The organism is Gilvimarinus sp. DA14, from assembly GCF_024204685.1.
Classification (GTDB): Bacteria; Pseudomonadota; Gammaproteobacteria; order Pseudomonadales; family Cellvibrionaceae; genus Gilvimarinus.
In genome coordinates, this window is sequence record NZ_CP100350.1 from 1,391,833 (window position 1) to 1,411,051 (window position 19,219).

At 53.8% G+C, this 19,219-nt stretch carries 20 protein-coding genes; 5 read left to right on the top strand and 15 right to left on the bottom strand.

Annotation, left to right across the window (positions count from 1 at the left end; all coding sequences use genetic code 11):
• Positions 1–55: 55 nt before the first annotated feature.
• The gene (locus NHM04_RS06160) at positions 56–751 is read left to right on the top strand and encodes a hypothetical protein (protein ID WP_254266116.1); all 696 of its coding nucleotides are present in this window, start codon (positions 56–58) and stop codon (positions 749–751) included.
• An 18-nt stretch (positions 752–769) separates the two neighbouring features.
• Here the strand turns inward: NHM04_RS06160 and tusA are convergent, their stop codons facing one another.
• A complete protein-coding gene (gene tusA, locus NHM04_RS06165) occupies positions 770–1,012 on the bottom strand; it encodes a sulfurtransferase TusA (protein ID WP_254266117.1) in 243 nt (80 codons plus the stop codon).
• A gap of 179 nt (positions 1,013–1,191) precedes the next feature.
• Between tusA and NHM04_RS06170 the strand changes: the two genes are divergently transcribed.
• Together NHM04_RS06170 and NHM04_RS06175 are read left to right on the top strand one after the other, a co-directional pair.
• Positions 1,192–1,551, top strand: a complete 360-nt coding sequence (locus NHM04_RS06170; protein WP_254266118.1) for a hypothetical protein — start codon at positions 1,192–1,194, stop codon at positions 1,549–1,551.
• Between the two features lie 377 nt (positions 1,552–1,928).
• Positions 1,929–2,210: an antibiotic biosynthesis monooxygenase gene (locus NHM04_RS06175; protein ID WP_253967424.1), complete on the top strand. Its 282-nt coding sequence runs from the start codon at positions 1,929–1,931 to the stop codon at positions 2,208–2,210.
• Here the strand turns inward: NHM04_RS06175 and rlmM are convergent, their stop codons facing one another.
• The 3 genes from rlmM to NHM04_RS06190 are packed head-to-tail and all read right to left on the bottom strand — an operon-like array spanning position 2,211 to position 4,118.
• Positions 2,211–3,263, bottom strand: coding sequence for a 23S rRNA (cytidine(2498)-2'-O)-methyltransferase RlmM (rlmM, locus tag NHM04_RS06180; protein WP_254266119.1), 1,053 nt, complete (start codon positions 3,261–3,263; stop codon positions 2,211–2,213).
• Positions 3,260–3,889 carry an alpha/beta family hydrolase gene (locus tag NHM04_RS06185; protein ID WP_254266120.1) on the bottom strand — a complete coding sequence of 210 codons (630 nt, stop codon included), beginning with the start codon at positions 3,887–3,889 and terminating at the stop codon, positions 3,260–3,262. Before NHM04_RS06185 ends, rlmM begins: the two co-directional genes overlap by 4 nt.
• Positions 3,882–4,118, bottom strand: a complete 237-nt coding sequence (locus tag NHM04_RS06190; RefSeq protein WP_254266121.1) for a YheU family protein — start codon at positions 4,116–4,118, stop codon at positions 3,882–3,884. Before NHM04_RS06190 ends, NHM04_RS06185 begins: the two co-directional genes overlap by 8 nt.
• A 106-nt stretch (positions 4,119–4,224) precedes the next feature.
• Here NHM04_RS06190 and NHM04_RS06195 point away from each other — a divergent pair, with 106 nt between their 5' ends.
• On the top strand, positions 4,225–4,761 hold the full coding sequence (locus NHM04_RS06195; RefSeq protein ID WP_254266122.1) for a glycine cleavage system protein R: 537 nt from the start codon (positions 4,225–4,227) through the stop codon (positions 4,759–4,761).
• Here the strand turns inward: NHM04_RS06195 and NHM04_RS06200 are convergent.
• Entirely contained in the window at positions 4,747–5,502 is a 756-nt protein-coding gene (locus NHM04_RS06200; protein WP_254266123.1) for a VIT1/CCC1 transporter family protein, read from the bottom strand. The two genes, NHM04_RS06195 and NHM04_RS06200, sit on opposite strands and share 15 nt — an antisense overlap.
• 152 nt (positions 5,503–5,654) lie before the next feature.
• On the opposite strand from NHM04_RS06200, the gene NHM04_RS06205 reads away from it, so the two are divergent.
• Positions 5,655–6,533 (top strand): transporter, encoded by an 879-nt coding sequence (locus NHM04_RS06205; protein ID WP_254266599.1) that lies wholly within the window; start codon positions 5,655–5,657, stop codon positions 6,531–6,533.
• A 15-nt stretch (positions 6,534–6,548) separates the two neighbouring features.
• On the opposite strand, the gene NHM04_RS06210 is transcribed toward NHM04_RS06205, so the two are convergent.
• From NHM04_RS06210 to NHM04_RS06255, 10 genes are all read right to left on the bottom strand, one after another.
• A complete protein-coding gene (locus NHM04_RS06210) occupies positions 6,549–9,203 on the bottom strand; it encodes a nitrate reductase (RefSeq protein ID WP_254266124.1) in 2,655 nt (884 codons plus the stop codon).
• Positions 9,203–10,492 carry an NAD(P)/FAD-dependent oxidoreductase gene (locus NHM04_RS06215; RefSeq protein WP_254266125.1) on the bottom strand — a complete coding sequence of 430 codons (1,290 nt, stop codon included), beginning with the start codon at positions 10,490–10,492 and terminating at the stop codon, positions 9,203–9,205. The genes NHM04_RS06210 and NHM04_RS06215 overlap by 1 nt, the downstream gene beginning before the upstream one ends.
• A 221-nt stretch (positions 10,493–10,713) precedes the next feature.
• Positions 10,714–14,769, bottom strand: coding sequence for a DUF6701 domain-containing protein (locus tag NHM04_RS06220; RefSeq protein WP_254266126.1), 4,056 nt, complete (start codon positions 14,767–14,769; stop codon positions 10,714–10,716).
• Positions 14,759–15,250: a PilX N-terminal domain-containing pilus assembly protein gene (locus tag NHM04_RS06225; protein ID WP_254266127.1), complete on the bottom strand. Its 492-nt coding sequence runs from the start codon at positions 15,248–15,250 to the stop codon at positions 14,759–14,761. The genes NHM04_RS06220 and NHM04_RS06225 overlap by 11 nt, the downstream gene beginning before the upstream one ends.
• A complete protein-coding gene (locus tag NHM04_RS06230) occupies positions 15,240–15,992 on the bottom strand; it encodes a type II secretion system protein J (RefSeq protein ID WP_254266128.1) in 753 nt (250 codons plus the stop codon). Before NHM04_RS06230 ends, NHM04_RS06225 begins: the two co-directional genes overlap by 11 nt.
• Positions 15,992–16,462 carry a prepilin-type N-terminal cleavage/methylation domain-containing protein gene (locus tag NHM04_RS06235; RefSeq protein ID WP_371872584.1) on the bottom strand — a complete coding sequence of 157 codons (471 nt, stop codon included), beginning with the start codon at positions 16,460–16,462 and terminating at the stop codon, positions 15,992–15,994. Before NHM04_RS06235 ends, NHM04_RS06230 begins: the two co-directional genes overlap by 1 nt.
• Positions 16,452–16,877, bottom strand: a complete 426-nt coding sequence (locus NHM04_RS06240; protein WP_254266130.1) for a prepilin-type N-terminal cleavage/methylation domain-containing protein — start codon at positions 16,875–16,877, stop codon at positions 16,452–16,454. The genes NHM04_RS06235 and NHM04_RS06240 overlap by 11 nt, the downstream gene beginning before the upstream one ends.
• A 25-nt stretch (positions 16,878–16,902) precedes the next feature.
• Positions 16,903–17,310, bottom strand: coding sequence for a type II secretion system protein (locus NHM04_RS17355; protein WP_305881961.1), 408 nt, complete (start codon positions 17,308–17,310; stop codon positions 16,903–16,905).
• A gap of 173 nt (positions 17,311–17,483) precedes the next feature.
• Positions 17,484–17,987: a hypothetical protein gene (locus tag NHM04_RS06250; RefSeq protein ID WP_254266131.1), complete on the bottom strand. Its 504-nt coding sequence runs from the start codon at positions 17,985–17,987 to the stop codon at positions 17,484–17,486.
• Positions 17,988–17,997: 10 nt separating this feature from the next.
• Positions 17,998–19,218, bottom strand: a complete 1,221-nt coding sequence (locus tag NHM04_RS06255) for a type II secretion system F family protein (protein WP_254266132.1) — start codon at positions 19,216–19,218, stop codon at positions 17,998–18,000.
• Between the last annotated feature and the right edge of the window lies 1 nt (position 19,219).

Consider the following 19,219-nt stretch of genomic DNA (forward strand, 5'->3'; position numbering starts at 1 on the left):
AGCCTTCCCGACGCCGCCTTCGGCGATGTCATCGGCCTCATCCAGGAGGTGTATTATGAAGACCCCCACTAAAAGCCACAACGACAATGTCGTGGACTTTTTCTCTGGCAAATCTTACCGCGAGCTACACGACGAGCGTTTTATTCGCCTGTCGGCTGAGCTGGACGGCCTGGAAATGCTCTACTCCAACGAGAGCAACCCCGACAAACTGTTTAGCCTCAAGGTGCTCGCCTGGGGTTTACGCGCCAACGGCGAAGTGGTCGGCCTGGTACCCTGGCTCAACGACATTGTGGCCTGCACCGATGTATTCGACCCGCTCAACGGTCAGTGGGAGGGATACTACGATGCAGGAATCGACGAAGTATTTTTCGACGCTCCCATGCACAAAATCATCGAGCTGGAAACCGCCGCCGAATACTACGAACTTGAGTGCGACAATGACGACGACGTAGTGCAAGAGTTGCCGGACACCATTGGCACTCACGCGGTGCTCGCCAATGAAACCACCCATCAATTAACCCTGGTGGAGGTGGTCAGCTGGCGCCTACTGCACGACGGCAACATCTACGGCATGCTTACCGATGCCAGTAAAGTCAGCAGCACGCCGGTACTGCCGGGTGATGACTGTCTCTACCCGGCGCAGTTAAACGACGAATTTCGTTACTTTTTCCAGCACCAGATTGCCAACAAAATCAAAGCCGAAGACCCGGAAGCCCTGGCAGCCATTTCCATGTTAGTGGACGAAAGTTAAGGACCTTAAACACTTAACCTACTCTTCTTTTTGCAGCCGAATGGTGTAGCTATATGCACCTTCGGCCTCGCTCTGCTCGATCAACTCATGCCCTAAAAACAAACAAAATTTGGGAATATCCCTAGTGGTGGAAGGGTCCGTGGCTTTCACTTCAATCACCTGCCCGGCCGCCATCGAGCGCACCGCCTGATGCAGCATCATCACAGGTTCGGGACAAAGCAAACCACTAGTGTCTAAAAAATTATCAATCTGTTGTTTCATAGCGTCAGATCATCTATTAATACGCGGCTGGACAGGGCAACCGTTGCTAAACTCACAGTGATGCAACTTGCACTGTTGCCCTGTCCAACCCTCTTCATATAAAACAGCGACGAGTTGTAGAACACCGCCAGGTGTGCGTTTTCATGGCGTAGCGCGTCTTTGACGCGGGAGTCTGTATCATGCCATCGCTGTATCAAAGCTCAACCGAAACGTCCGTATCCATATCCGGGCTCTACAGTCAGACCCTGCAACTGACAGCCATCATGCTGCGTGAATCCGAGCCCGCCCTCGCGCGTTCGCTGAACGAGCTGGTGCACGTACAGGATCCACATGCAGATCACCCCATTGACGGCTATTTACTCTTCGACAGTCTGGGCGCTGAACAAATCGGCAAAATAATCGCTTCCCTCACGTCTATTGGCAACAGCTGGCTTGCCGCGCCTAGCCACTCCCCCAGCTCCATGCGCTCGATGCAAGCCCTGCTTAAAGAATGGATTGAGCTTGCTGAGTGGCTGATCAAACACGGTGAAATACATTAGTGTTCATAGCCCCTAGGGCCTGTTAACACTAATTAGATGCAGCCTGTTGCGACTAAAAATTTGCCAAGCAAGGCGCGAGGAGAGTGGTTTGGTAACTCCAAATGAACGACGAGCAACGCAGAGTGGCGGATTTTTAGCCGCAACCCGAAGGGCTGGAGCCAGTTTTATCCCCAGCGTTGTTGCCGATCGCTTATTTGGAATAACCAAACTTCGCTCACGGCGCCTAGCTGGAAACAAAAGTGGCTTCCAGCAGGCGCATCTAATTAGTGTTAGCAGGCCCTAGGGTCTTTCGCCGTGACGGTTTTGCGTTACAATAAAAGTTCAGGCGCCATTGTATCGGACGCGCGCCTAAACCGGTATTAAAGGCAAGCCCAGCAATGATCTACGTTTTGGTTGAAAGACACATCGCCGACGGTATGGAAGGCAATTACGACTTAGCCGCACAACAGGCGCTGGAGGCGGCGCACCGAGCTCCGGGGTTTATCAACGGCGAAACGTTGGAAGACATACAAAGACCCAACCACCGCTATCTGTTGTCTAAGTGGCGCTCACTGCACGACTGGAAACAGTGGTACTACAGTGACGAGCGCCACGAAACGCTGAACCAGCTTAATCCCACGCTCGCCGACTTTGAGAAAATCACCCTACTGAAAAAGTAATCAGCCTGTCACGCGAATATGCCCGGTGATTTCTTCGCGGTCATGGTACAGCTGGCGAAATGCTAGCTGTACATTCAGCTCATTCTCGGCAAACAGTTCTTGCAAACGCTGTCGCAGCTTAACGACCTCAGCGTAACGTTGCTTCATGGGCAGCTTTAAATTAAACACAGCCTCGCGAAACTGGCCCTGTACCGCCCGCTCACCAATCATTTGCGCCACGCGAGCGGGCTTATCGGCAATATCACACACCAGCCAGTCCACCGGCTTTTTAGGCTGGTAAACGAACCCATCCACCACATGATGCTTCACCTGGCCGGTTTCCATCAGCGACTCTGCCATGGGGCCATTATCGACCGCATCGACAAACATGCCGCGATTGACCAACTGCCAGGTCCAGCCGCCGGGTGCAGCCCCCAGATCGATACCACGCATTCCCCCGGCCAGGCGCTCCTCCCACTCGACTGCAGGAATAAAATGATGCCATGCCTCTTCCAGCTTTAATGTCGCACGACTGGGCGCCTGCGATGGCTGACGCAGCCGCGGTATGCCCATCGCCCAGCGGGCGCTGTTTGCCACGGGAGAAACGCCCACCAGCGCTTCGGCTCCTGACAGGAACAATAAATGCAAACGCAATGGGCTGCTGGCCCTAAGTAACGAACGCGCTTTTAAACCCTGAGCAAAAGGTCTGCTGAATTTTTTACTCAAGGCAGAGAGGGACTTGCCCTCGTTGGTATCAAGGGTTTCGCTCCACCAATCGGCGCAGCTGGGCAGTTTTTCAACTTCTGCCAGTAGCGGGGTCAATCGATCTTTGGGGTCAGGCAATGCCACCGCCTGACCGGCAAACCACTGGCGAGTAAAAATTAAGCTGGCAAAATCCAGCTCGCGTATTAACTGGTAAGCGCCTTCCGGCTCGTGCGTGACATAGGTCACCAAGGCGGTGCCGGGTTCGGCCTTACTGTAGCCAAAAAAACCGGTGGCATTCGCCAGGTCGGTAATCTCGGCGGCGCACTCTTTTTCAAAGCCCGGACGACAGTGCAAATACAGGTGGTTCACAAACCTTCTCCCGTTAACATAAAGTTGGCGCTTAAGTGCGCGGCGGTTTGAATGTGGGCTTGATGGGTAAAACCGCTTTTAACCCGCGGTTTCAAGTCGTGGTCACCATCTTCGAGCCAGTGAATACTGACATTCGGCGCCAATGAATAGCCTGCCACTTCATCGCGGCAACCCAGCTTATCGCGACTGCCCTGAATAATTAGCACTGGAGAGCCCGGCTTTTGCAACGGTTCCAGGCGCAGCTTGTCTGGCTTGGCCGGCGGGTGAAAGGGATAACCCAGACAAATAACCCCCGCCTGCTGGCGCTCATTATTCAAAGTCGCCGCCATGCGCCCCCCCATGGATTTACCGCCAATAAATACCCGCTCGTTTGCCAGTTTATCGAGCACTGTGTGCCAAGCATCCAAAAGTACAGGCTGGCGATCGGGTGGGCGCTTTTTGCCGCTGCGACGACGCTCTTGCATATATGGGAATTCAAAACGGCACACACTCACCCCGGCCGCCAGCAGCGCGCTGCTAAATTGGTTCATAAATTCACTGTCCATAGGCGCGCCCGCACCATGGGCAAGGGCGAGTACGGGCGCTGCGGGGGCGGCACGCTCTAATAATAAATCTAACTCAGCCATTCATCAGCCCCATGGCCTCGGCTTCGCGCTTAGCAACCAGACTGGTGGTTTCCAATGCCGGGTCAAATACAATCACCACCTCGCCGCGTTTTAGCTGTTCGAGCAATTGTGCCACCTTGGTGGCAAGATCAATTTCCCGCTCACCGTAATCCGTGCCCTCGCGGGTAATAAATTCTTCTAACAGTGCCTGTAGAGTACTTTGGGGTAAATGCTGGTAAGGAATGATCATACTCGCCTATGATAAGGTTGTGCCTTGATGCCTTTTCCCGGCCCGGCAGAAATCAAGCTCGGTCACCGGGCAGTATGTAGCCACTGAACAACAATAAGGAAACCCTGTGAACCAGTATCTCGTTCTTACCGTTATCAGCGACGACCGCCCCGGGGTGGTACAAAAACTGGCCAAAGTGATCAGTGACCATCACGGCAACTGGCTTGAGAGCCGGATGTCGCACCTGGCGGGAAAATTTGCGGGTATTCTACAGGTTGGGGTCGCTGAGGAACATCGCCAGGCTTTGCAACAAGCTCTCAAGGCATTATCCAAGGATGGCTTACAGGTCGTGGCAGAACCGGCCAACCCCGGTGCTGCGGGGCAATATCAAGAGTTTCACTTTAGCGTAGTGGGAGCGGATCGTACCGGTATTGTGGCCGAGATTTCCCAGGCTTTTGCCGAGCGCAATATCAGCGTAGATGAACTGGAAACCGACACCTCCAGCATGCCCTGGTCCGGCGAGCCTATGTTCGAAGCCACGGGGATTATTCATGTACCTGCCGGTGTCAACCTAAACGATCTGTACGACAATCTGGATCTGATTGCCGATGAGCTCGCCATAGACGTACGCCTGGAAACGCCACCGGAATCACAGACCGCCTAACAGGTGCCCAACCCAGTAGGCAAGCATAGCCGCTCCGCCGCCGACGGCCAGCGTTTCCAAAGCTGACCACACGGGGGAGCGTTTCACCTGCGCCCCTTTAATTGCGCCAACGACTACAAAACCCACCAGTGTAAGCGCAACGCTCAAACCATAGGGCTCAGCAGAAACAGAGGGAATGAGCGCACCGATACAAAATGGCAGCAAGGGCAGCGCACCCAACAACACGAAAGCGATAAAAGTGACCCCGCCCGCATGCAGAGGTTTTTGATTCTGTAGCGACAGACCGTGCTCATCCTGCAGCATTGTATTTACCCAAAGCTGCCGATCGCGGGTAATGGTGGTCACAATATCTTCTAGCTGTGCCCCGGAAAACCCCTTGGCCGCAAATATTTGTCGCACCTCCTCTCGCTCCCCCTCAGGATAGAGGCGAATTTCTTCGTACTCCTCACGGCGAGTTTTTTCTTTAAGCTGATTGTCCGCCCGCACCCCCAAATAGTTACTGGCCCCCATGCTAAAACCGTCAGCGAGTAAATTGGCAGCGCCCAAAATAATCACTACAGCTGGTGATAACCCAGCACCTGCCACACCCGCTACAATGGCGAAGGTGGTGATCAATCCATCCGTCGCGCCGTAGATAAAATCGCGCAGATAGCTATTGCCCGGCCCATCGGATAAACGACGGGCAATAGCGTGTGGTTGATGTAGACGGATTAACTCCGCCTTAGTGCGAGTACTGGACATAGCGCTCCCTTTTACGCTAAGTATTGTGCAGTAAAACTAATAAGGCCAGTAGCCGAGGAATATGTCACATGAGCCGTAGCAATCCTTCCCGAGCAGGAGTATCTCCGCGCAGGGGCGCAACTAGGCACAAGCCTTTATCGGTTTTCTTTGTGATGACGTTGCTATGTGTTTTAGCGTCGTTGAGCCAGGCTCAGGAGCTCGCCCCCAGGGCTTATTGGCCCGCGCCCGATGGTACTAATGTTGTGGTTTTAAGTTACCAGCATTCCCAGGGAAATGTATTGGCCGACGCCTCTACCCCTATCACAGGCGCTGAAGCCAAACTCGACTTTTTATCACTCACCTACCAGCGCACATTCAATCTGCTCGGGCGTACAGGCAATCTGCAACTTAACACGCCTTTTGTCAGCGGCGAAGCACACGCCGATATCAATAATGAATTTAAACGGCGTTCAATTACGGCCGCCGCCGACCCGCGTGCACGTCTGGCCATCAATTTAGTAGGCGCTCCCAGTATGGACAGAGACGATTTCCGCTTACTGGTAGCAAACCCGGAGTTAATTGTCGGCGCCAGTATGTTAGTCAGCATTCCCACCGGAGAATATGATGGCGACCGGCTATTCAACGCAGGAAGCAACCGTTGGGCGGTAAAACCAGCGCTCGGGGCTATCCTGCCTCTGGATAATCGCTGGCTACTCGAAGGAGAGATCGGAGCCTGGTTTTACCAGGACAACGATGACTTTTCAGGCCAAACTCGTAGCCAAGAGCCCCTGTTATCATCGGAGTTTCATCTGGTTCATGTGCTGCAAAGCGGTACTTGGATTTCTTTTGATATCAACTGGTATCAGGGCGGGGCGGCGCAAGTAGGCGCGGGGCCGAAACAGACAGAGCTAAAAAATTCGCGCGCGGGCTTGACCTTTCTCAAGCCCCTGGCGAAACAGCACGCCATTCGCGGCGCCTACAGTACGGCCGTTGAATCAACCATTGCCGGGCAGTTTGACAGCCTTAGTCTGAGCTATATGTATATCTGGTGAAACGCTTACAGCAAATTAGCGCAGTAGAGCTTTTAGCTCCGGGATACACGAGCCGCAATTGGTGCCACACTTTAGCTTTTCCCCCAGGGCCTCAACACTGTTGCAGCCATTTTTAATTGCCTTGGCAATAGTGTTTTGCCCGACCTGGTAACAGGAGCACACCATAGGGCCTTCGTCTTCTACACCGCCACCGGGTATGCCCGCCAAAATGGCAAACCGCGTATTACTGTCAATTTGCTGCCCCAACTGCTGTTCCAACCAACGCATTTCGCGGGCCGTGGCTTTATCCGTAGCCGCGCTAAACACCACTTGCAATTTACCCTCAACAAACCCAGCCGCACGAAAAAACTGCTGTTGCGAGTCGTACACATCAACCCAGTCATCGATAGCGGGAAACTGACTTTTCACCCATTCGGCCCAGTCATCCGGACACTGGCCATCGGCAAGGCGGAACTTATAGCCGCCATCGAGTGTAATTTTGGCCCAATATTCGGCAGCCGGTTCAATATCATCGGCGCATACTAAAAAGCCGTTCCAGGCTTGCTTAAAAGCTTTGAGCCGCACCGGACTGTGTTTGAATTCAGGTTGCCCACAAATAGGATCAACCACCGCGTTAATCAGGGCATCGGCACAACTAGAGGCGGCGTATTTTCCGTTCCAGTGCATAGGCACAAACACTTCGCCCGGGCGCTGAGCGCTGGTGGCTTTGACGCGGCCGAAGTAGCGCTGCCCCTGATTGGACAGTACCGCCAAGTCCCCTTCTGTTAACCCAAAGCGTTCAATATCGTGCGGATTTATATCGATATAGGGCTCATCCACATGCCCCAGTAATTTAGCCGCCGTGCCGGTACGCGACATAGTGTGCCATTGATCGCGGATGCGCCCAGTGTTCAGAATCACCTGTTCAGCGCCGGGTTCATTAACCGGCAATCGCGCCTCAATAGGAATTAAACGCGCACGACCATCGGGGGTGTAAAACCGGCCATCGGCGAACAGACGGTCGGTACCGGCTGGCGCGCTGTCGGTAACCGGCCAGCGTAGCGGCGCCAAATTCTCATAGGCATTTTGTTCAATATTCGCCAGCGCCGAAATATTAAAGCCGCGACTGTGATTATTATCCAGCCCGGACAAGGCAGCGTGCTCGCGAAAAATTTCTACTTGGTGGCGATAATTAAAATGTTCGCCATAGCCTAACTTTTCGGCGAACTGACACATAATTTGCCAGTCGTGTTGCGCCTCGCCGGGTGCACTCAAAAAACCTTTTTGCAGCGAAATACAGCGTTCGGAGTTAGTAACCGTACCGTGTTTTTCGCTCCAGGTAGTCGCGGGTAAAACCACATCAGCAAGCTTCGCTGTATCGGTGTTACCAATGCAATCACTCACCATAACAAGATCGCATTTTTTTAATGCCTCACGAACCCGGCCAGCCTCAGGCAAAGTTACGGCCGGGTTGGTGGCCATAATCCACACCGCCTTAATCTGTCCCTGCTCGATGGCGCGGAACATATCAACGGCCTTTAGCCCCTCTTTGCGAGCCATATTTGGCGCTTGCCAAAAGTTTTCCACCCGCTGAATATCCTCGGGTTTGTCATAACCCATGTGCGCTGCCAGCTGGTTCGCCAAGCCGCCAACCTCACGCCCGCCCATGGCATTGGGCTGGCCGGTAATGGAAAAAGGTGTCGCCCCCACCTTGCCGATTTTGCCCGAGGCCAGGTGGCAATTAATTAGGGCATTGCCTTTGTCCACACCAGAGGAGGACTGATTAACCCCCTGCGAAAACACGGTAACAACCTTGTCATTTTGCGCAAACCACTGGTACACCTGCTCCACATCGGCGCGCTCGAGCTGGCAAAGGTGAGCCGCCGCAGTAATGTCCGGCACTTGGCCACGAGCGGCGGCCAGCGACTCGTCAAAGCCGTTGGTGTGGGCGTCGACAAACGGCCGATCAATAGCATCGTGATCAGCCAGATAGGTAAGCAGGCCATTAAAAAAGAAAGCGTCGCTACCCGGACGCAACGGCAAGTGAATATCGGCAATTTCGCAGGTCGCGGTGCGACGCGGATCCAGCACCACAATTTTCATCTCGGGCCGTTCTTCTTTGGCCTTGGCAATACGCTGGTACACCACCGGGTGGGCATAGGCGGTGTTGGAGCCCACCAGAATCAGCACATCGGTTTGCTCTAAATCCTCATAGCAGCCGGGTACGGCATCCGAGCCAAAGGCACGCTTATGAGCCACCACCGCCGAGGCCATACAAAGGCGCGAGTTTGTGTCGATATTGGCGGTGCCCACAAAGCCCTTCATGAGCTTGTTGGCCACATAGTAGTCTTCGGTTAGCAGCTGGCCTGACAAATAAAATGCCACCGCATCCGGGCCGTGCTGCTCAATAATATCGCGAAATTCAGCGGCGCCGTAATCCAGCGCGGTATCCCAATCCACCGGCTTGCCGTGTAGCATTGGGCTTAGCAAGCGGTCGGGTGAGCTCTGGGTTTCGTGCAATGACGAGCCTTTAATACACAGGCGCCCTTTATTCGCCGGGTGCTGGTTATCTCCCGCTACCGCTACGACTTGGTTATCGGCGACCGCCGCCGTTACCCCGCAACCTACGCCACAGTAACAACAGGTGGTATTGACCGTATCGGATGCTATTAACTTCTCGGGCAAATTCATTAAGCGGCCTCTGTCTCGTCACTGCTTTGGGGCTGTTCATTGGTTTGGTAAAAGGCGCGTCCCATCAATAAAAAGGGCGCGATCTCGGCCACGTCTTTTTTCTCGGTAAGCATGGAAAAGTAATCCTGACCGTCGCGAGCATCGCCGATTAATACCGCGCCCACAATGCGGTTATCGCGCAGCAATAATTTACGGTAAATACCGGCTTTATCATCTTGGTAAATAAGCTCGCGGTGTTCATCGGTGGTCAGGTACTCACCGGCGGAAAATAAATTCACCCCCGACACTTTCAACTTGGTGGGCACCGGATTATTTTCAAAAGGTAGCTTGATGTTGTGGCATAGGCGCTCGGCCAGCGTTATACACTGTTGCCAGATTGGCTCGACCAAACCAAAAGTATCGCCCTTAAACTCCACGCATTCGCCTAAGGCGCTAATGCTTTCATCTGAGGTCGCCATAAACGCGTTCACTGCCACACCGCGCTCACCTTTTAGGCCAGCTGCCAACCCTAGCTCTTTATTAGGAGTAATGCCTGTGGCAATCACACACAGCTTGCAGGATAATTCTCGACCAGATTTGAACTCAGCGCCTTTTAACTCGTGTGTGCCGGTGAAACGACTCACTTCATCGCTCAATATAAAGTCGATGTTCTTCGCTTCCAGGGCGCGCTTTAAATAACCGCCCGCTGTGGGATCGAGCTGGCGGTTTAGCAGCCAGCCCGAGCGGTGAACCAAAGTAACCCGCAAGCCTTTTAACGCCAAGCCATAGGCAGCCTCTAAACCCAGCAGGCCGCCGCCAATCACCAGCGCGTCGGTATCGGTTTTACGCCCGTGCATTTCATGAAAGCGCGCTTTATTTAGTAAGCGATCCACATCTCGCAGGGTACGAAAGCTGTAGATATTATCCAGCTGCTGGTTTTCGGCGGGGATTTTCGCCGGACGCGACCCCACGGCCAGCACCAAATGATCGTAGCGCAGGCGGTTACCTTCAGAGGTTAAAACACACTTTTGCTCCCGCTCTATTGCCTTGACCTGAACGCCACTGACAAAACGAATACCCCGATCACGATACCAGCTGCTGGGTTTACCGATAATCGCGGGCACATCGGTCTCCCCCGCAAGCACGGGCGAGAGCATTATCCGGTTATAGCTGCCCTGGCGCTCATCGCCAATGACGGTCACCTCAAAGCCGGAAATATCCCGCTTAATCAACTCGTCTAAAAAACGACCTGCAGCCATGCCGTTGCCGACTATCAGGAGCTTTTGCTTAGCTTTACTCAAACCTGCCACCTTTTGGTGCCGACCGCACCATATTTCACACCCCCAAAGCCCCATTATGACGCCACCAGCTCACCGAGAAACGCACCCAGATGGAATAAAAATACGGGCAAACGCACTTTTTTTGTGCTCATCCGCAGTGATTTTGGGAGTTAAATAGATTTGATTAGGAAGGAGCAAAAGCCAGGCCAAAAAGCTTGGCTTAGAGAGGCGGGCAAAAATCGAGCAAAAAGCTAATCCAGCACTTCGCGCCAGTAGATAATTCGATCGTGGCCGCGGTAGGAACCAAAGCGATAGGTGCCAGAAACCGATGTATCCGAGCCGGCTTCCCAATCGAACTGAAGCCAGGGGTAGTCGATCAAATCGATAGTGACATCAAACTGCCCAGTGTTACCCGCCCCCGGTGCGGAGAAATAGTGGTCGATTTCACCACCGATGAAATTGAGGTTATCCGAGTCAATGTGGCCCGGATATTCACCCCTAGTACTACCGGCGCCAATGGTTACACTGCGATTGGCATCTTCATCGATCCTGCCAGCCGGATAATCCACGGCCGCGCGGGCGATTTGCGTACAATCGTCCTGGCTATTTGTCTGCCAGCGCACACCGTTGAAGTATTCAGTCGCCAAAGGCACTGGCAGATCCAGACTTTCCGGGCCGTAGGCACTTGCTAGATTGAGCCGGCCGTAACGCAAATTCAAAAGCCCACCGATTGCCCTTGCGGAGCAATTGCCCGACGCAGTGCAATCTCCCATGGTGCCGGGGTTGATATCCGGGTCAGCGAATGGCCGCCCGTCCAACGGATCGTTCAGTGCAAGCCCAAGCTGCAACAGCGACAGCGGCGCCTCAACCGATGGACCTCGAGTAAACAATGCATCGGTTATAGAAACCGTCTTCACGCCCCCCACCCAGGGCTCTGTACCGGCACTAATGCGACTGCTCAAATCATTGCCATCGTCATCGTTTTCGGCCGTGTAGTCGACCACCGCCGTTCCGGTGTAACCAAACCCGTCGTCATAGTTGCTCAAGACTCCTACGTCCTGTCCGCGCGCCTCCAGGGTGTAGCTCAGCGAAATAGTCGGCTCGTCCATATAGGTATAACCGCCGCAACTGTTGTCGGAGCTCGAAGCGGTGACGAAATAGTTTTGCGGGTAAAACCGACCTACTGTCTCGCTTTCGGAGTAGCTGGCAATATCGCCCGAGGCCAGGTAACTGTCACCGACCAGCCTTGGAGTCAGGGTAAAACTGCCCGCCTCGTTCCAGAAAACACTGGTATTTTCGAAAGAGCCCGTGTTGGCGCCGACAATACTCATGGCCTCCGTGTTGGCAAGCGCCCCGGGATTCCCCGACGCTGGGTAAACCAACTGCTCCAGTGTCAAACGTGGCGACTGACGCGGGCTCTCGTTACCGAAATTGGGAGTGACAACCCCACTGGCGTTGCGTGATTCCACCACCACTCGGAAGGCTTCCCCTGCGGCTAAGAATCCCGGAGAACCAGACGTCGTCCTCGGGTTGGGCGTGCCGTCCAATCGCTCGATTCGCGAGGCAACCAAAGTATAGGGTCTGACGACGAACTCATCGCTGCTACCAGTCACCGTGACCGCCGGGTCCTCACCACTGGCAGGCAATGCAAGACGCGCATGCAGCCGCACTTGCCCTACATCGGAATACGCCAGCGGAACAGCGGCAAAACCTTGATTATCAAAGTTGAGATCGACGCTGGTGTAGTTGGCCACGCTGCCGGCGCTATTGGCTGCGGTGGCAGTCTCCGCGAGGATTAATGTCTGCCCCGACACGCAGTTGATTGGGTTGCGACATTCGTGGGCCAAGTCGACCTCCAGGGTTTGATTTTGCACACGCGCCTCACAAGTGCCCGTATCGGTATCGCGCTCTACAACCCTCAGCACCGGATCGGGGTCCAGCTCGCCGGCCACTTGATTAGGAATCGGGTCTGTTGTGGCGCTATTGGCGTAGAATCGAATCCCCGTGTCCTTAAAATTAAGGTCTGGATCTGCATCGGGAGCTTCACTCGCCTGGCCATCACTGACATTGATATTGAGAACCGCGGGTGTCGACTGTTGTAAATACAGTAAGATTTGTGACTCGTTGCCGTCGAAGACATAAGGCGATCCCCCAACCCAGGCGCCAGTAGCCGGCGCCGTAGCCAAATCCAAAACCGTGCCCGCCGGAGGCTCTACTGGTGTATCGGATTCGTCGAAGGCCGTAATAGTGATTGGTTCGGCCTCACAAGTTACACCTTCCCCACTGTGCTCAATGGTGTAGTAGGCAACCCGATCCACTTTACAATAATAAAGCCCCTGGCCAAGTGAGGGCGTAGAACCCCGGGCGATGGGGACGAAGCCACTGCTTGATGGGGTTTGCCAGCGCAATCGTATTTCGGCTAAGCCACCGTTTTCATAGAACTGCAAGCGCACCGGGTAAACCTGCCCAGCGGAGAGCGCTACACCAGCGCTGGTATCAGTTTGTACCGCGTGATCATTCCAGCGTTCAATCAACAATTGATTATCAACATAGAGTCTCACACCGTCATCGGAGTCGGTCTGAAACCGGTAGGTGCCCGACTCAGTGACGCGGATATACCCGCTCCACTCAACGGAGAACTGATTAGCGTTGACACTGTTGACACCGGGATTTCCCGACGCCCAATCAAAGTCCACAGGTCCATCAACCCTCGCTCCCACGACGCCACCAGAGAAGTTTGTACTGTTGTAATATTCACCCAGCAAACCACCGGTAATTTGCTCGTCATCCCCCGGACAGAGGGGCAAAAGACACTCGTGTCGCTCGGAGGCGAGCGCACTCACCTCGTCGGCGGTCAGTGCGCCCTGATAAACGCGCACCTCATCTATATCACCTTGAAAAAAATACTGCGCCGTACCCACTCGCTTGCCGATGATCAAAGGGTCAGTTGTCTGTATCAACTGAGTTCGCGAAAAACTAGTCGACCCAACCTGCCCACCGTTGACATACAGCTTCAACTCATCGCCCTCAAATACAGAGGCCACATGCACCCAATTACCACTCGCCGGAAGCGTAGCTGCGACGTCGTAACGCCCGGCATCAGTTTCTACCCTAGCCTTGAGTGAACCACCTTCAGAGAAAAGTCCCATTTGTGCACGACCACTACCGCCGCCGTGAACCGACTTTGCCATAATCTGGCGCACCCCGGTCCAGGTATCGGCCCGGACCCAAGCGCTGTAGCTCAAACCCTCAAGGCCATTGAGTAAAGGATCGTGAGGTACTCGTATATAGTCGGTACTGCCGTTAAATGCACCATAACCACAGGTGCCGGGATTACCACTCAAAGCCGGTGTCGCGTCGTCAGTCATGGCACTGACTGGGGTGCCGTGCAGCGAATTACCCGACGAATCTAAAACCTCATCCACAGCCCCAGTCCACTGGGGCTCGTCCATTTGCCAGTAGCCCGTCAACACGGCAGGGGGCTGACCACCACTACAAAAGGGCGCAAAATCCGCATCGGCCAACACACCTTGGGGATAATTAATAGTTGTTTCGTTATCCAAAGTGACGCTAGCGCCCGAAACAGCTCCCTGAATTGCGGCTCGGAAGTTTGCCTGCACGTTACCCGCCGCATAGAGAAAACCTGAGATTTCCACCTCGTTCGCCAAAGAAATATTACCGGTGCTATAGATCAGCAGCTGGTCCGGATTAAAACCTGAGGTTGCAGCCCGGAAACCGAAACTGACATTGCCATTAACAAAAATGCGGGCCGTGCCGCTACCGAGCATTTCCATGCTGGTTTCCTGCGCAACGGTCAAATCGCCGTCTATCCAGTAATCACCAGCCCTGAATCGAATGGATGAGCGATAATTGGTCGACAAGCTTTCCATCAAATAAAGCCCATCGGTGGTAGTAAAGGTTAACTGCCGCTCTTGCCTCACATTGATATTGCGGTAGTCGCCAGCGGCGACATTGGTGTTGTTACCCACCGGCCCGGTCGCATTAACATTGCCCTCCGAGCCGCTGCCAACAACGAATGAGGGACTGCTGGTCGCCGCCGGCGTCCCGCTCGCCTGGCAGGTTCCGCCGGCACAGGTAACCTCGTTCGCAGTATTTAGGTTGACCGTATCGATTTGCGAGCCACCGCCGTTAACCTCGCTTCGAAAACGGAGCGTAACAGTACCGTTGTTGGAATGGCTCTGAACACCGCTGGTAAAAATATCCTCACAAGCCTGGGCCCAGGCCAACGAGGGCAGCAGCAAGCTACCGAGTAGGCACCATCGTGCGGTTACACCTCTAAGGAGCATAGGCCTCCACCTCCAGAGTGCGCACAGCGGATGTACTGCCACTGCCACACTGGCCCACACTGGTTAACTGATAGAAGCTCTCTGCCGATACGCCCGTGGGGCCGTAGTTAGCATTAACGCTAGCGTCACAAGTGGATGCCGTATCGTAACGACATACGCAAGAAACCGATGCCGAGCACTGATTCAAGCCGTCATCAACAAAATTCAAATTAAGAGTCATAGTGCTGCAGCGGTTATCTATCGCCTGCCGATCGGAGTCGTCAGGAAAAAAAAGGCTGGCCATAGCGCGCTGCGCACCGCTTTCGGCCGCGTAAAAGCTCTGGACACTGATCACCTCTTGCACGGCGGAGATATTACTACTGGCCGTCACACGCCACAGAGCCAAGGCCATAACACTGAGGCCAACCAACAAAAAAATAGCGAAGGGCAATAAAAAGCCGCCCTGCCGGTTGAGCTCCAACGAAGGTGCACTAAGGAACATTTCGAAGCGCCACCTCTTGAAAAAACTCCGCCCGCTCTCCACCCTCGCTGAAACCCAGGTTGATACTCACGAGAAAATTGTTTTCTGCCGTATTCCCGCTAATCACGAACGGATCGGCTGCACTGGCGCTTGCATTTCGTGCCATCAGGCTGTGACCTGCCGCCAACGCAACGGCACCGTCCTGCGGGTCAAGATCTTGGTAAAAACGCAGCTCACTATTCACCAGGCAAAAAGCCTGGGGCTGCCCCACCAGGTAGAACCGCTGAGATTCCGAGTTTCGTTGCCATTGGTGAGCGCTAAAGTCTACCTGCGTGGCGGCGACAGACGCCACCACTGCCAAAGAATCAGGTGAAGCACCGTAAATTTCCAACGGACTTAACGCACCAATAGACAGGTATTCGGCTTGATCAAAATCCACTGTAAAAGGACTGGTCTCAATGCTGCTGATGGCGGTATCGGTGGGGACCGGCTGTAAATAAAAACCGCCGGCAGCCAGAGGCAGGAACTGCAGGCAATCGCCTCCGTTAGTAATGCGTAAACTGTAGGGCATGGCACCGCGTAGCTGTCGACTGATTCTTTCAATGGCTTGACGACCGGTCGCTGCCAGTCTGGCCCGGTTTTGGGATTGATCGTAAGACTCGACCGCACTAACGATAAACTGCGAACCTATAACACTCACAATTCCCAAAATAACGATGACCGTTATCAGCTCGATAAGTGTAAACCCCCGCATGCTACGCATCAGAAATTTACCCGATAGGCGGTGAGCGTCAGCGTTTCACCGTCACTGCTAGTAACCGTAACGCTAATCCTCTTAGCTGCGGAGCCATCTAAGGTTGTGGTTTGTACCGCAACATTGCGACTGTAACCGGGCGACGGCGTGTCTCCAAAGCCAGCGTAATCATCAACATCATCCAAATCGGCTTCTGGCACATTAGTGCAGACTAAGCCGCTAATGCTATCGCAGGCAGGAACGCCGCCAGAAGGGGTAGCTTCGTCATAGCGAAGCGCCATAACGCGATCGAGCTGCGCCTGCGCCAGTTCCAACATGCGCACCCGTTTTATCGGGTCGACGCTGTTAACCACCGCTATTTGATACACGCCCGTCAGGCCCGCTAGGGCGACCGAGATAATCACAATAAATACGATTAACTCAACCAAGCTGACGCCCTGCTGAAGAACACGTGATCTTGTCTCGTCTCTAATACGCATAACCACTGGGCTCAATGGTTATTGTGGCCGAGGTACTACCTTTTTGCAGGGTTACCTGTTCCGGTTCAGTGAGGCCAACAATGGCCCCCAACTTATTGTAGGCAAAGCTCAAGGTGTTAGTTGCGGTTACGCCTGACGCAAAAGCCCGAGGGTAGGCATCCTGATGAACGATTATGTCATTGCCACCGCGTGCGACGGAAACGCTACCGGTATTAATCTCAAGGGAAATATCACTTTGAGCCATGGCTTTTTGCTGAGCAAAAAATAAAGCCGCGATAAGATCATCGCGGCTTGATTGCACGGCGGCTATATCGCCGTCGGGCATGCGGGCGGAGATTGTGATTCCGATAACGCCTAGAATCACAATAATGGCGATTAGCTCAATAAGCGTAAAGCCCGACTGGCCCCTTGCCATAACATACCTAACACAATTTCAGATTTTAAGGGGTTGTATTTGGAGCCGCAGCGTAAGCAATGAATTCCGCAGTCAATGTATTATCGGTTTCACTAGTCAAAGTACATGTAGTGCCTTCTTCGGTAGCCGTTGCAGCGGTAATAGTGTACTTATCTGTGTCCAGTGGGGGTTGCAACAAATCACCCACATCGGTGCAGTTTGTCACTTCTATTACTGGAGTATCGATAGTCAAACCTGCGTCTTCGGCAATATTATTCGCGTGATTTAGAGCAGAAGCGCTAGATAACCCGCCAGCAACACCTTGAATAGCCGCCTCCTCGGCAGCAGTGGACAAATCCACAAAACGCGGTACAGCGGTGGCCGCCAAAATGCCCAAAATCACAATAACGGCAATCAGTTCAATCAGGGTAAAACCACTTTGTTGGTGTTTCATACTATCTCTCCAGTGTTAAAAAATTTGGCGGAGCGTCTCCTTACCCCTACTGACCTGCACCCCTTGCTGCCAGAATCTTGACGGCTTTAATCGCGCGATATGTTAACAGACAAATAATGTGCCAAATAGAACTAACTGTTTCTGTCTGTGGCAATAATCACACTATCTACATCCTAAGTGGTATCGCCATCAGGCAAAACAAGTGTCACCTCACCACTTATTTGATCGTAGTCAAAATAACCCCGACTTTCCTCGCCCGCCTCTGCAAAATAGCGGCAAATTCCACCGGAAACTTCACGCCCCTGAACGCGCCAAAGGCGCGCGCTGGTCGATTGATATTGCATCAGTCCCTGCCACAACCTGTGACAGCGGCGGGCGTTTCCCGCACCCCCGGCCTGCACGCGCGGCCTGTCTTGTGCATCGCGCGGCCAGCCAGATGCGGTGAACTGCAAATCGACGCTGTCGTAAGTCATGGTCAGCCCAGGTTTGACCTGTAGGCGCCACAAAGTGTGTGCCGCACGCAACGATTGTCGAAAACTATCGGCCTGTAGTTGCAGTGCCTGGATCTGAGCCTGCAGCAAAAGCCGCTGATACACGCCGGAAATTTGCCACAGCAGCAGTACGGCAATTAGCGAAATCAGAGCCAGCTCTAGCCAGCGGCGGTCTCGGCGCGTCACATAGCCCCCGCTACTTTTGAATGTTATACATCTCCCACATGGGCAAAAAGATGCCCAGTGCCAGGACCAATACGAAACCTGCCATTACGGTGATCAGTATTGGCTCAATTTTATCCGAGAGCTTTTTCACGTCGTAATCGACTTCGCGCTCGTAGAATTCGGCCACTTCAACCAGTAGGCTATCCACCTGGCCGCTCTCTTCACCGACGTTAATCATCTGCAACACCAAAGGTGTAAACATTCCGCTCATCAAATGCGTCTGATAAAGGCCTTCACCCCTTTCAATACCCGAGCGAATACCGCCAATTTTTTGCGCTAAATACTCGTTGTCTATCGCTCTGGCGCATAGGTCTAAGGCTGTGGTCAGGGGCATGCCCGCCTGCAGCATTAAACCAAAGCTGCGCGCGTAACGTGCCATAGAGGCGCGCTCGATAATATCGCCCATTATTGGCAGCCGGAGTTTCAGGCGCCCCCAGCGAAGTGCCCCGGCCTCGGTCTGCACATAGCGCCAGGCAGCCACGATCGCCGCCACCAAACCCGCTAATAAATAGGGCCAGAACTCGACAAAAAAGTTGGATAAGCCAATTAAAATACGGGTGGGCAGGGGTAATTCGGCACCAAAGCGGCTAAACATGCCGGCAAATGCGGGGATGACCTTGATATTAATAATCACCATGGCACCGGCTAAAAATAGCAACACAAACGTGGGGTAACGCAGCGCCTGGCGAATGCTGCGCACCGTTTCCAGATCGCGCTCCAGATATTCGGCAAGCTGTAAAAACGTTAAATCTAAGCGGCCACTGTTCTCGCCGACTGCCACCAGCGAAACAAATAAATGGTTAAATATTTTGGGGTGGGCTCGCATCGCCACCGATAATTCGAGCCCCGACTCCAGGCGGTCGGCGATATCGTTAAGCGCTTGCTGCAAGGTGTAGTGTTTGAGCGATGCCGCCAGCGAGCGGATGCCTTTAATCATGGGGATACCCGCCTTGATGATGGTATACATCTGCCGGCAGAACATGATTAAGTCTGTGGGTTTTACTCGGGTTTCACGGGATAGCGCTGACAGCTTCTCGCCGGTTTTGGCGCGGGCTCGGTACTCGTCAATCGTCGTGGGGATTACTCCCCTAGCCGCCAGAGTATTGGCCGCAGAGTCTGCATTAGCCGCTTCTACCTGGCCTGTGACCAGGTTACCTCGGGCGTCGCGGCCTTTGTATTCAAAGATGGCCATA

What these genes read in the sequence shown, in the direction of transcription:
- NHM04_RS06160 (WP_254266116.1), top strand. Translation starts at nt 56, where the DNA reads ATGAAGACCCCCACTAAAAGCCACAACGACAATGTCGTGGACTTTTTC.
- tusA (WP_254266117.1), bottom strand. Translation starts at nt 1,012, where the DNA reads ATGAAACAACAGATTGATAATTTTTTAGACACTAGTGGTTTGCTTTGT.
- NHM04_RS06170 (WP_254266118.1), top strand. Translation starts at nt 1,192, where the DNA reads ATGCCATCGCTGTATCAAAGCTCAACCGAAACGTCCGTATCCATATCC.
- NHM04_RS06175 (WP_253967424.1), top strand. Translation starts at nt 1,929, where the DNA reads ATGATCTACGTTTTGGTTGAAAGACACATCGCCGACGGTATGGAAGGC.
- NHM04_RS06185 (WP_254266120.1), bottom strand. Translation starts at nt 3,889, where the DNA reads ATGGCTGAGTTAGATTTATTATTAGAGCGTGCCGCCCCCGCAGCGCCC.
- NHM04_RS06190 (WP_254266121.1), bottom strand. Translation starts at nt 4,118, where the DNA reads ATGATCATTCCTTACCAGCATTTACCCCAAAGTACTCTACAGGCACTG.
- NHM04_RS06200 (WP_254266123.1), bottom strand. Translation starts at nt 5,502, where the DNA reads ATGTCCAGTACTCGCACTAAGGCGGAGTTAATCCGTCTACATCAACCA.
- NHM04_RS06205 (WP_254266599.1), top strand. Translation starts at nt 5,655, where the DNA reads ATGACGTTGCTATGTGTTTTAGCGTCGTTGAGCCAGGCTCAGGAGCTC.
- NHM04_RS06210 (WP_254266124.1), bottom strand. Translation starts at nt 9,203, where the DNA reads ATGAATTTGCCCGAGAAGTTAATAGCATCCGATACGGTCAATACCACC.
- NHM04_RS06220 (WP_254266126.1), bottom strand. Translation starts at nt 14,769, where the DNA reads ATGCTCCTTAGAGGTGTAACCGCACGATGGTGCCTACTCGGTAGCTTG.
- NHM04_RS06225 (WP_254266127.1), bottom strand. Translation starts at nt 15,250, where the DNA reads ATGTTCCTTAGTGCACCTTCGTTGGAGCTCAACCGGCAGGGCGGCTTT.
- NHM04_RS06230 (WP_254266128.1), bottom strand. Translation starts at nt 15,992, where the DNA reads ATGCGTAGCATGCGGGGGTTTACACTTATCGAGCTGATAACGGTCATC.
- NHM04_RS06235 (WP_371872584.1), bottom strand. Translation starts at nt 16,462, where the DNA reads ATGCGTATTAGAGACGAGACAAGATCACGTGTTCTTCAGCAGGGCGTC.
- NHM04_RS06240 (WP_254266130.1), bottom strand. Translation starts at nt 16,877, where the DNA reads ATGGCAAGGGGCCAGTCGGGCTTTACGCTTATTGAGCTAATCGCCATT.
- NHM04_RS17355 (WP_305881961.1), bottom strand. Translation starts at nt 17,310, where the DNA reads ATGAAACACCAACAAAGTGGTTTTACCCTGATTGAACTGATTGCCGTT.
- NHM04_RS06255 (WP_254266132.1), bottom strand. Translation starts at nt 19,218, where the DNA reads ATGGCCATCTTTGAATACAAAGGCCGCGACGCCCGAGGTAACCTGGTC.